This window comes from Herbaspirillum sp. RTI4 (assembly GCF_034313965.1).
In the GTDB taxonomy this organism is placed as follows: domain Bacteria; phylum Pseudomonadota; class Gammaproteobacteria; order Burkholderiales; family Burkholderiaceae_D; genus Herbaspirillum.
This window is the reverse complement of the sequence record NZ_JAVIWQ010000002.1, coordinates 3,042,978-3,055,181: the sequence shown is the minus strand read 5'-3', so window position 1 is coordinate 3,055,181 and position 12,204 is coordinate 3,042,978. Positions and strand designations below refer to the sequence as shown.

The window sequence follows — 12,204 nt, the reverse complement described above, 5'->3', positions numbered from 1 at the left end:
GTTGGAAACTCTCGGCATTGATAGAGGGCATCCCACATGATTACCAGTACCACGCGCCTTGCAGGGCCTTACGCCGGAACGGGTCTTCAAACTGCGTTCCCGTTCGCGTTCAAAGTGTTCCAGGCATCAGACGTGCTGGTGCTGCTTACCAACACGTCGGGCAACAACACCGTATTGGCGCTGACATCCGCGTATAGCGTGACGCTCAATAGCAACCAGGATACTTCCCCCGGCGGGAGCGTTACGCTGGTGAGCGCTCCCGCTGCCGGGTACCTGTTGACGATGACGAGCCAGGTGGCCGAACTTCAACAAACCAATCTCACGAATGCCGGGAACTTCTACCCGCAAACCGTCAACAATGCGCTGGATTATCTGACGATCCTTATTCAGCAGTTAGCCACTTCGGTGGGCAATTCCATTCAGATACCCCTTCAATCCTCCGGCATCAGCACTACGCTTCCCGCGCCAAAAGCCGGGCTTGGCTTGGGCTGGAACGCCGCAGGCAACAGCATTACAAATATCGACTTCACTGGCGCCAGCGCCGCGTCGTCGTCCAGTGCGGCCAGTAGCGCAGCGGCGGCGGCCAATAGCGCCACCGCGTCCGTCGCAGCGGCCGCCGCGCTCAACTACTCGAACACGCAACTCGCGGCGGGCATCGTCACTTTCAATAACTTCGATCTCGGATTCGTTAGCGACACGCCGCCGGCCACCGTCATCGATCTCGGAACGGTTCACTAATTAGGAGTAAGCATGTCCAGCGCACTTAAACTTCGCAGGGATACGTCGGCGAATATCGCAGTTGCTACCGGAGCGGCGGGGGAGGTTTTCGTGGATACCACGAAAAATACTCTCGTCGTCAATGACGGCGCAACAACGGGGGGTTTTCCCCTGGCAAGGGTATCGGACGTGCAAACCGGCTTGCTCAATACCGCAACCACTGGCGGTACCGTCAACGCTCTTACGGCCACGCTACCCACCGTCAATGCCACGGCGCTGACGAACGGCCAACAAATCATGCTTATCTCGTCCGGTGCGAACACTAGCAACGCCGCACTGGTGTTGACGTTGGGCGCTACCGTGCAGGCGTCGAAAAGTATTCTAAAGGGCAGCGGTCAGCAACTCGCACCGGGAGATACGGGTACAGCCGGGTACCCGATGGGGCTTGTGTATAGCGCCACACTGAACGCTTACGTTTTGCTAAACCCGGCCACGGCGGTTTCGGTAGGTTCGCAATGGCTGGCGTCCGGTCTGACGCCTACGTATATCAGTGCAAATTCCTTCTCGCTGACCGGTAATCAAGCAACAGAATTCCACGTCGGACGCCGCCTCCAATTCACGACGACAGCTGGCATGGTGTATGGCTCCATCGTCACCAGTGTCTTTGGTGCGTTGACAACAGTGACTATGCAAATGGACTTGTCGCAAGTGCTTGATTCAGGTTTGAGCGTAGCCAATCTAAGCATCTTGCGGGCTGACCACAGTGGCGTGCCGGTGGGGGATGTTCCTATTCGGAGCGTAGTAGTTTCTTCTAGTACGGCATTCCTTGACTTCACTCTGGATAATGCGACGTATGAGAGCTTTGAACTTTTCTACACTTGTATTATTCCTGTAGCTACTTCAGATACTTTAAGCTTTCGTGCAGCAGTTGCCGGTGTGGTGCAGTCAACGGCAGTCTATACACATGCAAATTATGCTTTTCTCAATACAGCTTCAAATCCTGGGGGAGTTACCGGTGATTCCTTAATCTATCTAACACCAGGGGGGATTGTTAATAACTTAGCTACTGGAGGAGGGACAACTGGGTCTTTCAAGCTGTTAGGCGCTGCAAGTACTACTAATAATAAAGTTCTTACGCACCAAGGAAATTACTTTAATACTGGTGGAAACTTTGGTGGAACTCTGGGGTTTGGAGAAGTTTCAATCCCTGCTGCCGCCCTAAGTGGCTTCCGATTGTTTTTTGCTGCCGGGAACATAGCCAGTGGAACATTTACTCTTTACGGTAAGAAACGCGCCTTCTAAGGAAAATCATGCTTACAAAAATCGTTGATGGCGTAACCATCGAACTTACCGCAGATGAAGAAACAGCACAATTAGCCGAATGGGTGGCGAATGCAACTGCCGCCGCCGTTACTCAGACCGTTGCCGCTTGGGAGAAATTCCAGCAAACCGTGCAGGCCGAACTCGAAGCCAACGATGTGATTTACACCCGTTGCGGGAAGGCCGGAGTCGCCTATCCTCCGGCATGGCTTCAATACGATATTGCGCTTCGGGTACTTCGCAAATTGATCAGCGGCGATCCGACGCAAGCGCTGCCAACCAAACCTGAAAAACCAACTGGAATCTAAGATGCCCGATATCGATAAAGACGTACAAAAAGAGGCTGTCAAAGAAGCACTACGCGAATGGCTGGATTCGCAGTTCGCTACGTTCGGAAAGTGGACGTTATCCGGGCTGGTGGCAAGTGCTTTCGCCGGAATGATTTACCTATGGCTTGCTAGTCATGGATGGGTGCCGACAAAATGACTTCATTCGATGATGCATTTAGTCGGCTGATCGGCAATGAAGGCGGGTACGTCAATAATCCAGCGGACCCGGGCGGCGAAACTATGTACGGCGTGACTTTGAGAGTGGCGCGTGCATTTGGGTATGCCGGTGCCATGCGCGATCTGCCAATTGAAACTGCCAAGGCAATTGCAAAAAAACAGTACTGGGACCCGCTGCGCCTGGATGAATTTGATCCTCGCGTTGCCTTCCAGATTTTCGACGCGAATTACAACGGCGGTCACCCGGTCATTTGGATGCAAGGTGCTGCGGGAGTAAAAGCCGATGGGCTGCTAGGCGCTGTAACCATTGCCGCAGTTGCCGCAACTGACCCGCTTAAATTCATCATGCGTTGGAACAGCTTGCGCATCCGATATTTCACATCACTCGAAACGTGGCCCACCTTTGGCAAGGGCTGGTCAAACCGCATTGCCGACAATCTAAAGATAGGAGCCGAATAATGCTACCAATCGCACTTGCACTTGCGCAGTTTGCCAAGTGGGTGCGCGGAGGCGGACGGGTGTTGCCTGGACTGGTCAAGCGCCGTGCCCTGGAAGCCGCAAGGTTTGACGTAAAAGATTGACACAAGATTGACAAAAGATTGACGATACATTGACAAGGATTGACATGGACCTGAAAGCATTCGGCGAATCACTCGCTAAACTTGGCTTGCCGCTCCTAGGCGCAATCCTCCCTATACCTGGCGGCGCGGCCATCGGTAGCGCCTTGGCGGCCGCCATTGGTTCCGGTAGTGATAAGCCTGAAGACCTACTGGCGACGCTGACCGCGAATGCCGACGCCGTGGAGAAAGCAAAGGAGTTCCAGGAGACGCACACGGAAACGATGCTGCAACTTCACTTGAACCACGCGCAGCAAATGTACGCGCAAGAAGTAAGTGATCGTGCCAGCGCACGCGGCATGCAGGTCAGCACCCGGGCAATCACTGTCCCGACATTGGCGTTCCTGATCGTCGGTGCGTTTGTCGCAATGGTGGCCGGTACGCTAATGGGTTACTCGAAAGTCGATAGCGCCCTGGCCGGTACACTGGTCGGATACTTGTCCGCGAAGTGCGAACAGGTTATCGGCTTCTATTTCGGTTCCAGCGCGGGAAGTCAGCAAAAGGATGTCTTGCTGGCCAATAGCACCCCGCCGAAGTCATAACTTCGCGGCGATCTCGTCCGACGATTCTCGGTAATACACCCGGTGCAGCAAGCTAATATCTTTGTGTCGGCTGATCCGGGCGAGAACCATCACGTCCACTTTGCGCGCCAGTAGCGTCAACGCGGTAGCGCGTGCATCGTGAAACGTCAGGTCTTTAATTAGTTGCTGGCGGCAAAGCTTAGAAAACAACACGCTCCCCACGCTTGGGGTAACAGTAAAGACCGTGGAGGCGAGTAGCTTCGCAGCGATCCGGCCGACGGGTACTTCTTCACGGCCGCCTGTCTTCGTGCGGGGAAGTACAACCACCTGGCGTGCGGGATCATAACCTTCAGGGGCGTTCAGCACTTCCGACATCCGCATGGCAGTACGCAGTGATATGTGAAACGCGTGCGTCATCTCGCCTATCTTGCCACCTGATCGCTGGCCAGCACGCAAAACACGCTTGATCTGTTGCCAGCGCCAGCGCTGGAATCGGGCTTCGTTTTCGGCGGGGAGACGCACCCCTTTGAAGGGATTGCGATCCAGCCAGCGCCATTCATCCACGGCCAGGCTGAACAGGTGGCGTAATAGATTCGCTTCGCGTAAGACGGTGGAACCGGAAACGGTTTCCAGTCGCTTGTCACGCCATACCCCCATGACTGCGCTATCTATATCCGCCAGCCTGGTGGCATAGCCGAAGTGGGCAAGCATGGAATCGAAGCGCCGTGCTTCCCATTCGGGATTGCGCTTCGTGACGCTGACGGTCTTCTTGTAATGCTCAACGGCATCGCCTAGGGTTTTACCCCCGCTGCCTTGCAGCGTGTCCAGTTCAGCTTCTTTCTTGAGCGCCCAGGCTTGCGCCTCGCGTTTTGTTTCGGTGACGTGCGTCACGCGAAAACCGTGGCGCTGCACTTCTGCGCGCCACTTATCTCGGTATTTTCGTATATAGGCCATGTGTGCGGGATTACTGTGCGGGTTTCGTGCGGGGAGCTAAGTATCCCACATTAATAACCATCCTGCTCCACATAGGAGAACACGTAAACACGCGTTCCCATTTTCCTTGTATTGGTGCCCGAGGCCGGACTTGAACCGGCACGACTGTTAGGTCGAGGGATTTTCTTACCACTTCGGCTTTCGCCGCCAGTTTTTCAAAAAGAAAAAATGTTCGTGGTCTGGAGCACGCCTTCACCGTAGCGCTGCGTATGACCGCTTTGCCGTAGGTGCCCGCCGTCTGCTCTCTACACCTTCCCTCGTGCCTTGCGGAACGGGGGCTTGGCTCGGCGTTGTCTCGGATGCTTGTGGCATCCAGGGGTTTCACCGAATTTGACGGGCGTCACCTCTGGAGTTTCCTCCGGAGGGCTCAAATTGCTTTAAGTCCCTTGTGTCTACCGATTTCACCACTCGGGCGTAGTACACGTTTGCAACTGCTGCATTTGTAAGGGGGGCATTATAGCAGTGCCGCGCGCTGTCGCAGCAGGCGCGTCAGGAATTAAATTGCAGCGCCGTGCTTCGGCCGCTTCCCGGGCCGTCCCGGAGGGACGAGGAGTAGAATGAGTCTCTTCACTTTTGGACTTTTCCGACCATGACGCATCCGGTACACAAAACAGTTCAATGCATCTCGCCTGCGGGTTTGCACACGATGGCCTATCAGGAGTGGGGCGATGCGCACAATCCCAATGTCTTGCTCTGCGTCCACGGCGTGACACGCGTGTCGGACGATTTCGACCGGATTGCGCGTGAGTTGAGCGATACCTATCGCGTCGTGTGCCCGGATATCGTGGGTCGCGGGCGCTCCGGCTGGTTAAAGGCGCCACAATATTATGTAGTTCCGCAATATGTCAGCGACATGGTGACTTTGCTGGCGCGTCTGAATGCGGAAACCGTGGACTGGCTTGGCACGTCGATGGGTGGGCTGATCGGCATGGGGTTGGCATCGCTGCCGGGCAATCCCATCCGCAGGCTGGTGCTCAACGATATCGGACCGACTTTGCAGGCCGAGGCGTTGGCGCGCATTGGTCAATATATCGGCCAGGAAATAAAATTTTCGAGCTTCGACGAGGCAGCGCAATACATTCGCGCCATTTCCCTCAGCTTCGGTACGCATACCGATGAGGAATGGCACAAACTGGCGGCCGATGTCTTGCGCCAGGATGCCGATGGCAAGTGGATGCGGCATTACGATCCGGGTCTGGCGCAGCCATTCCTGACGGCGACGCCGGAGAGCGTGCAAATGGGCGAGCAGATGTTGTGGGCCGCTTACGATGCGATGACTTGCCCGACTTTACTTATCCGTGGCGAACATTCCGATTTGCTGGCGCCGGAGACAGCGGCGGCGATGACGCAGCGCGGGCCGAAGGCCAGGCTGATTGAATTTGCCGATGTCGGGCATGCGCCGACGTTTTTACATACGGAACAGATCACTCCCGTGCGCGAATTTTTGCTGGCGGAATAAGCGCAGTTTTTTCATAGACAATTAAAAAGGTACAACATGACACTGACACGATTGCACGTAGGCGCCCGCCTCTCCGATGCCGCCATACATCAAGGTGTGGTGTATCTGGCCGGACAGGTACCTGATGACCTTTCCCAAGGTATCGATGGCCAGACACGCGAAGTGCTGGCGCACGTTGAGCGTTTACTGATCGAAGCCGGCAGCGGCAAGGATCGCATTTTGTCTTGCCAGATTTTTCTGGCGAACATCAAGGATTTTGCCGGAATGAACGCGGTGTGGGACGGCTGGGTTGTGCCAGGTCATACGCCGCCTCGCGCTACCGTGGAATCCAAGCTGGCGCGTCCTGAGGTGCTGGTTGAAGTTGTTGTCGTCGCCGCGCAGAAGTAGGTAACCATGGTTTCGATTGCCGCGCCGCAAAGCGACGCGTTTACTCGCATCGTTGCCGGTCTGAGTCCGGAGGATAGCGACCGTGTGCTGCTCGCCTACGATCTGGTGCAGCCCTTGTTTTCGGGTGTGCCGATCGGCTCAGGCCAGGATGCGTTTCAATTTTCGCAGGGCGTTGCCGTAGTCCTCGGCGATTTGAAAGCCGATGCCGAAACGCGGATTGCCGCCTTGTTGTTTGAGGTGGGATTGGTTGCGCCCGAGTCAGAACTGGCGCAGCAGATAGAGCTGCGGTTCGGCAAGGAAATTGCTGATCTGGTGGACGGCATCCGTCAGTTGATGCGGTTTCACAGTCTGACTTTCAAGCAGTCGCCGGAGGTCATGCGCGGCAAGAATTCGGTGCAGCAAGCCGCGTCGCAAGTGGAAACTTTGCGCAAGATGTTGCTGGCGATGGCGACGGACATGCGCGTGGTGCTGGTACGTCTGGCGTCGCGCGTGACGACTTTGCGCTATTTCGCGGAACTCAAGCAGGACAATGAGCAGTTGGCGCAGTACGCCCGCGAGACGCTGGATTTATATGCGCCGCTGGCTAACCGGCTTGGTATCTGGCAAGTCAAATGGGAGCTGGAAGATTTGTCCTTCCGCTTCATCGATCCGTCCACCTATAAACGCATCGCCCGCATGCTTGAAGAAAAACGGATGGAGCGCGAAAGCTTCGTCGGTGGTGCTATCGAGCGCCTGCGGGCCGAACTGGCAGCGGCCGAGATCAGGGTCGAGGTGTCGGGCCGTCCCAAGCATATTTTCAGCATCTGGAACAAGATGCGCGGCAAATCGCTGGACTTTTCTGAGCTGCATGATGTGCGTGCTTTTCGGGTCATTGTCGATGATGTGAAAAGTTGCTACGCGGTGCTCGGCATTGTCCACAATATCTGGGCGCCCTTGCCCGAAGAATTCGACGATTACATTTCCCGTCCCAAGCCTAACGGTTATCAATCTTTGCATACGGTGGTGCTGGCCGAAGACGGTCGTGCGCTGGAAGTGCAGATCCGCACGCACGAGATGCACCATTTCGCTGAATATGGCGTGGCGGCGCACTGGCGTTATAAGGAAAGCGGCGGTTCGGATTTCGCCGCGCAAAAATACGATGAAAAAATCGCCTGGCTGAGACAGTTGCTGGCCTGGAAGACGGAGGTTTCTAGCGCGGTAGTCGGGCAGGAAGAAATTCATCGGGATTGGGTGGAAAAGCTTAAATCGACCACACTCGATGAGCATATCTATGTCCTCACGCCGCAGGCGCGCGTGATTGAATTGCCTAGCGGTGCGACACCGATCGATTTCGCGTACTACCTGCATAGCGACGTTGGCCACCGCTGCCGCGGCGCGCGCGTGGACGGGGCGATGGTGCCGCTGAATACGGCACTGAAAAACGGACAGACGGTTGAAATTATTACCGCCAAGAGCGGGCAGGGTGTGGCGGGGCCTTCGCGCGACTGGCTCAGTCCTGGCTATACGGCAAGCAACCGTACCCGTTCCAAAGTGCGGGCCTGGTTCAATGTCATTGATCAGCAGGAGACGCTGGCAAGCGGTCGTTCGCTGATTGAAAAAACTTTGCAGCGCGAGGGCAAGACGGCGGTCAATCTGGAAGAACTGGCGCGCAAGCTGGGGTTTCCCAAGCTGGAAGATTTGTTGTTGTCGGTAGGTAAGGATGAATTCAGTTTGCGCACGGTGGAACATGCCTTGCGCAGCGATGAGCAGGATAAGCCGGTTGATATTGATGAGGGTGCGGCGATTACCCGCAAGAGTCGCGCGTCCAGCGTGGAGCAGGGTGCCAAGTCGGGTGTGCTGGTCGTGGGGACGGACGGCTTGATGACGCAGCTGGCGCGATGCTGCAAACCGGCGCCTCCTGATGTGATTGTGGGTTTCGTCACGCGTGGCAAGGGGGTATCGATTCATCGTGCCGGTTGCAAGAATTTTGTGGAGATGAGTTCCAAAGCACCGGAACGCGTCATTCTTACAACTTGGGGCAGTTCGGGGAAGGACACGGTTTATCCGGTTGATATTTATATTCTTGCCAGTGACCGGCAGGGTTTGCTGAGGGATATTTCAGAAATTCTCTTGCGCGAGAAAATCAACGTGGTTGGTGTCAGTACCCAATCGATCAAGGGACAGGCGCGGATGGCGTTTACGGCGGAAATTGCGTCCACGGAGCAGTTGCAGAAGGCATTGGGCGTGATTTCTGAAGTCAGTGGGGTGCAGGAAGTGAAGCGGCACTAACTAATCAAACATTGCCCATTGCGCCTTGCGCATAGCGATTTTGCTAAAGCATGAGCGCTTAATGGAAGTCTTTCGAAGTCTTTTTATTATTAATTGTGAAAAGGCCTAGCCATAAACAAGAAAGCCCCCTATAATCTTGCTTCTTTAGGCGCGTAGCTCAGCTGGTTAGAGCACTACCTTGACATGGTAGGGGTCGTTGGTTCGAGTCCAATCGTGCCTACCAGATTTCTTGATGTGGTAAGAATTCTGGTTTCCTAGGGTGATTCATTTGCCCACCGTATTTCTTCAGTCGGTCTTTCCTCCCCTTCCTTGGTTGGCAGTTGTGGTTAACCTGGAACAGGCGAGATAAAAACAGCAACCCTGCGTTGCTGAGGCCGACAATCCAATGATGAGTTTCGGTATTGAGAAAGACAGATTCGTTCTGTCGTGCATGCGAGAGCGTGCCGACACTGCCGATATCAGAGTAGATTCATCCTTGCGCGGCGCCACTTTTCAGATAGGACTGGGTGCCGGGAGTCTGCTCTCATATCGGTAGTGCTTACCTGATGCATTCATCGGCTTCCCCCTTACTCTGTTATACTGCGGCGCAACCCGGGCGCAGCGCGCTCATTGTTTTGTAAATGCGAGTTGTAAGAGAAAGAAAGGCACGCCGGTTATGACACCGCGAACGAGTACAAGCACGATCACGCGACCTTAGCCGGCAGCTTTCTGCATATTGAAAGAGCGCGGCTGGTACGCGTTTTTTTTCGTCTTTCATTTCCTGTTTTCGAATAGTTCAACAACAAAAGCGGCGCCACGCGCCCATGGAGTGCACATGATTTCAATCCGACTTCCCGATGGTTCCCTGCGTCAGTTCGATGCCCCGCAAACCGTTGCTCAGGTCGCTGCCAGTATTGGTGCCGGCCTGGCCAAAGCCGCGCTGGCGGGCAAGGTCGACGGCACGGTGGTCGACACGTCTTTCCTGATTGAAAAGGATGCCGATCTCGCCATCATCACGGATAAAGACCCCGAGGGTCTGGATGTGATTCGCCATTCCACCGCGCATTTGCTGGCCTACGCCGTCAAGGAATTGTTTCCTGATGCGCAGGTGACGATTGGCCCGGTCATCGAAAACGGCTTCTTTTACGACTTTGCCTATAAGCGCCCGTTTACTCCGGATGATTTGATTGCGATTGAAAAAAAGATGGCTGAACTGGCTAAAAAGGACGAGCCGGTCGTGCGCACGGTGCTTGCCCGCGATGCTGCCGTTGAGTATTTCACATCGATAGGCGAGGCCTACAAGTCCGAAATCATTGCGTCGATTCCTCAGGATCAGGAAGTCTCTCTCTACACCGAAGGTGCGTTTACCGATCTGTGCCGCGGGCCGCATGTGCCATCGACGGGCAAGCTGAAGGTGTTCAAGCTGATGAAGCTGGCAGGCGCTTACTGGCGCGGCGATTCAAATAACGAAATGTTGCAACGGATTTACGGAACTGCCTGGGCCAAAAAAGAAGAGCAGGAAGCGTATCTGCACATGCTGGAAGAAGCGGAAAAACGCGATCACCGCAAACTCGGACGGGCGCTGGATTTGTTCCATTTTCAGGATGAAGCGCCGGGCCTGATTTTCTGGCATCCGAAGGGCTGGACCATCTGGCAGCAGGTGGAGCAATACATGCGCCGCGTCTATCAGGACAATGGATATCAGGAAGTCAAAGCGCCGCAGATTCTGGATCGTTCGCTGTGGGAAAAAACCGGTCACTGGGATAACTACCGCGACAATATGTTTACGACCGAATCGGAAAATCGTGCTTATGCGCTCAAGCCGATGAACTGCCCCGGGCATATCCAGATTTACAACGCGGGCTTGCATAGCTACCGCGAATTGCCATTGCGCTACGGCGAATTTGGTCAGTGCCACCGCAATGAGCCTTCCGGCGCTTTGCACGGCATGATGCGGGTGCGCGGCTTCACGCAGGATGACGGTCATATTTTCTGTACCGAAAATCAGGTGCAGGATGAGGTTGCGGCATTCAACAAGATCGTGCTCGAGGTCTACAAAGATTTCGGATTTACCAATGTGGCGGTCAAGCTGGCGCTGCGTCCCGAAAAACGTATCGGCGAAGAAGCGGTATGGGATAAGGCCGAGAACGCGCTGCGCGAGGCGATCCGTGCCTCCGGCAGCGAGTGGGAAGAGTTGCCGGGCGAGGGGGCATTCTATGGTCCGAAGATTGAATACCATCTCAAGGATTCGATCGGGCGCTCCTGGCAGTGCGGCACGATGCAGGTAGACTTTTCCATGCCGGAACGCCTCGGTGCCGAATATGTGACTGAGGACAATGGTCGTCAGGTGCCGGTGATGCTGCATCGGGCGATTGTCGGCTCGCTTGAGCGCTTCATTGCCATATTGATAGAAAATCACGCTGGTGCCATGCCTCTGTGGCTGGCGCCTACGCAGATAATGATCCTCAATATCTCCGACGCACAGGCCGAATACGTCAAGAATCTGACACAAACACTGAAAAAACAAGGGTTTAGAGTTGAATCGGATTTGCGTAATGAAAAAATTACCTATAAAATACGGCAGCATTCATTACAGAAGCCCCCCTATATTTTAGTGGTGGGCGACAAAGAACGGGATGCGAACACAGTGGCCGTGCGAGCGCGGGGCAATATTGATCTGGGCGTCATGCCGATCGATGTACTGGTAGAGCGGCTCAAAGAAGAGCTGCACACCAAAGCCTGACCGGGGAAACCCGTAGCGCCAGAGCACGGCTTATTCATTGGACATATCAAAGGAACTACAATAGCTACTGACAAGTCGCATCGCATCAATGGCGAGATTACCGCTCCTGAATTGCGTTTATCCGGGGTCAATAACGAAGCTTTAGGCATCGTGAATTTGGCAGACGCCTTCCGTTTAGCGGAAGAGGCAAATGTGGATCTGGTAGAAATCGCGCCGACCGCCCAGCCTCCTGTCTGCCGTTTGATGGACTACGGCAAATTCAAGTATCAGGAACAGAAGAAGGCGCACGAAGCCAAGCTGAAGCAAAAAATCATCCAGGTCAAAGAAGTTAAATTCCGGCCGGGTACGGATGACGGCGATTACGACATCAAGCTGCGCAACCTGACACGCTTCCTTGACGAAGGCGATAAAACCAAGATTACCTTGCGTTTCCGCGGTCGTGAAATGGCCCACCAGGAAATCGGTATGCGCATGCTGGAACGTCTGAAGCTGGATCTCGAGCCCTACGGCCAGGTCGAGCAGTGGCCAAAGATGGAAGGCCGCCAGATGATCATGGTGCTGTCGCCAAAGAAAAAGAAGTAATTCCCTATTCTTCAAACAATAGTCGGATAGCAAGAATCGCCGCAGATCACAGGTCGCGGCAGATTTTGTGATGTAGTGCCGGTGGTATGGCGCTGCAACGCAGAAGCAACAG

The 12,204-nt window shown here is 54.8% G+C and carries 13 protein-coding genes and 1 tRNA gene; 13 read left to right on the top strand and 1 reads right to left on the bottom strand.

The window, feature by feature from the left end:
• Window positions 1-36 precede the first annotated feature (36 nt).
• Genes RGU70_RS13605 through RGU70_RS13580 form a run of 7 tightly spaced genes read left to right on the top strand, consistent with a single transcriptional unit; the run spans window position 37 to window position 3,702 of the window.
• Window positions 37-738, top strand: a complete 702-nt coding sequence (locus tag RGU70_RS13605; RefSeq protein ID WP_322209939.1) for a hypothetical protein — start codon at window positions 37-39, stop codon at window positions 736-738.
• 12 nt (window positions 739-750) lie between these two features.
• Entirely contained in the window at window positions 751-2,019 is a 1,269-nt protein-coding gene (locus tag RGU70_RS13600) for a hypothetical protein (protein ID WP_322209938.1), read from the top strand.
• An 8-nt stretch (window positions 2,020-2,027) separates the two neighbouring features.
• Window positions 2,028-2,345 (top strand): hypothetical protein, encoded by a 318-nt coding sequence (locus tag RGU70_RS13595; protein WP_322209937.1) that lies wholly within the window; start codon window positions 2,028-2,030, stop codon window positions 2,343-2,345.
• Window position 2,346: 1 nt separating this feature from the next.
• Window positions 2,347-2,523: a hypothetical protein gene (locus RGU70_RS13590; protein WP_322209936.1), complete on the top strand. Its 177-nt coding sequence runs from the start codon at window positions 2,347-2,349 to the stop codon at window positions 2,521-2,523.
• Window positions 2,520-3,002 (top strand): glycoside hydrolase family 108 protein, encoded by a 483-nt coding sequence (locus tag RGU70_RS13585; protein WP_322209935.1) that lies wholly within the window; start codon window positions 2,520-2,522, stop codon window positions 3,000-3,002. The genes RGU70_RS13590 and RGU70_RS13585 overlap by 4 nt, the downstream gene beginning before the upstream one ends.
• Entirely contained in the window at window positions 3,002-3,124 is a 123-nt protein-coding gene (locus RGU70_RS17695) for a glycoside hydrolase family protein (protein WP_416186524.1), read from the top strand. The genes RGU70_RS13585 and RGU70_RS17695 overlap by 1 nt, the downstream gene beginning before the upstream one ends.
• Before the next feature lie 44 nt (window positions 3,125-3,168).
• Entirely contained in the window at window positions 3,169-3,702 is a 534-nt protein-coding gene (locus RGU70_RS13580; RefSeq protein ID WP_322209934.1) for a hypothetical protein, read from the top strand.
• Here RGU70_RS13580 and RGU70_RS13575 read toward each other — a convergent pair.
• Window positions 3,697-4,635: a hypothetical protein gene (locus tag RGU70_RS13575; RefSeq protein WP_322209933.1), complete on the bottom strand. Its 939-nt coding sequence runs from the start codon at window positions 4,633-4,635 to the stop codon at window positions 3,697-3,699. The two genes, RGU70_RS13580 and RGU70_RS13575, sit on opposite strands and share 6 nt — an antisense overlap.
• Before the next feature lie 628 nt (window positions 4,636-5,263).
• On the opposite strand from RGU70_RS13575, the gene RGU70_RS13570 reads away from it, so the two are divergent.
• The 6 genes from RGU70_RS13570 (at window position 5,264) to infC (ending at window position 12,092) form a co-directional block, all read left to right on the top strand.
• Window positions 5,264-6,133 (top strand): alpha/beta hydrolase, encoded by an 870-nt coding sequence (locus tag RGU70_RS13570; RefSeq protein WP_322209932.1) that lies wholly within the window; start codon window positions 5,264-5,266, stop codon window positions 6,131-6,133.
• 36 nt (window positions 6,134-6,169) lie between these two features.
• Window positions 6,170-6,520 carry a RidA family protein gene (locus tag RGU70_RS13565; RefSeq protein WP_322209931.1) on the top strand — a complete coding sequence of 117 codons (351 nt, stop codon included), beginning with the start codon at window positions 6,170-6,172 and terminating at the stop codon, window positions 6,518-6,520.
• 6 nt (window positions 6,521-6,526) lie between these two features.
• Complete coding sequence (locus RGU70_RS13560) at window positions 6,527-8,788, top strand: bifunctional (p)ppGpp synthetase/guanosine-3',5'-bis(diphosphate) 3'-pyrophosphohydrolase (RefSeq protein WP_322209930.1); 2,262 nt, start codon at window positions 6,527-6,529, stop codon at window positions 8,786-8,788.
• A gap of 146 nt (window positions 8,789-8,934) precedes the next feature.
• Window positions 8,935-9,011 (top strand) — tRNA-Val (locus RGU70_RS13555).
• A 591-nt stretch (window positions 9,012-9,602) separates the two neighbouring features.
• Complete coding sequence (thrS, locus tag RGU70_RS13550) at window positions 9,603-11,510, top strand: threonine--tRNA ligase (protein WP_322209929.1); 1,908 nt, start codon at window positions 9,603-9,605, stop codon at window positions 11,508-11,510.
• Window positions 11,511-11,555: 45 nt separating this feature from the next.
• Window positions 11,556-12,092 carry a translation initiation factor IF-3 gene (gene infC, locus RGU70_RS13545; RefSeq protein WP_322210802.1) on the top strand — a complete coding sequence of 179 codons (537 nt, stop codon included), beginning with the start codon at window positions 11,556-11,558 and terminating at the stop codon, window positions 12,090-12,092.
• The last annotated feature ends 112 nt before the right edge of the window (window positions 12,093-12,204 follow it).

Bases quoted from the DNA above. Each gene is read 5' to 3' on its own strand.
- RGU70_RS13605 (WP_322209939.1), top strand. From the start codon at position 37: ATGATTACCAGTACCACGCGCCTTGCAGGGCCTTACGCCGGAACGGGT.
- RGU70_RS13600 (WP_322209938.1), top strand. From the start codon at position 751: ATGTCCAGCGCACTTAAACTTCGCAGGGATACGTCGGCGAATATCGCA.
- RGU70_RS13595 (WP_322209937.1), top strand. From the start codon at position 2,028: ATGCTTACAAAAATCGTTGATGGCGTAACCATCGAACTTACCGCAGAT.
- RGU70_RS13590 (WP_322209936.1), top strand. From the start codon at position 2,347: ATGCCCGATATCGATAAAGACGTACAAAAAGAGGCTGTCAAAGAAGCA.
- RGU70_RS13585 (WP_322209935.1), top strand. From the start codon at position 2,520: ATGACTTCATTCGATGATGCATTTAGTCGGCTGATCGGCAATGAAGGC.
- RGU70_RS17695 (WP_416186524.1), top strand. From the start codon at position 3,002: ATGCTACCAATCGCACTTGCACTTGCGCAGTTTGCCAAGTGGGTGCGC.
- RGU70_RS13580 (WP_322209934.1), top strand. From the start codon at position 3,169: ATGGACCTGAAAGCATTCGGCGAATCACTCGCTAAACTTGGCTTGCCG.
- RGU70_RS13575 (WP_322209933.1), bottom strand. From the start codon at position 4,635: ATGGCCTATATACGAAAATACCGAGATAAGTGGCGCGCAGAAGTGCAG.
- RGU70_RS13570 (WP_322209932.1), top strand. From the start codon at position 5,264: ATGACGCATCCGGTACACAAAACAGTTCAATGCATCTCGCCTGCGGGT.
- RGU70_RS13565 (WP_322209931.1), top strand. From the start codon at position 6,170: ATGACACTGACACGATTGCACGTAGGCGCCCGCCTCTCCGATGCCGCC.
- RGU70_RS13560 (WP_322209930.1), top strand. From the start codon at position 6,527: ATGGTTTCGATTGCCGCGCCGCAAAGCGACGCGTTTACTCGCATCGTT.
- thrS (WP_322209929.1), top strand. From the start codon at position 9,603: ATGATTTCAATCCGACTTCCCGATGGTTCCCTGCGTCAGTTCGATGCC.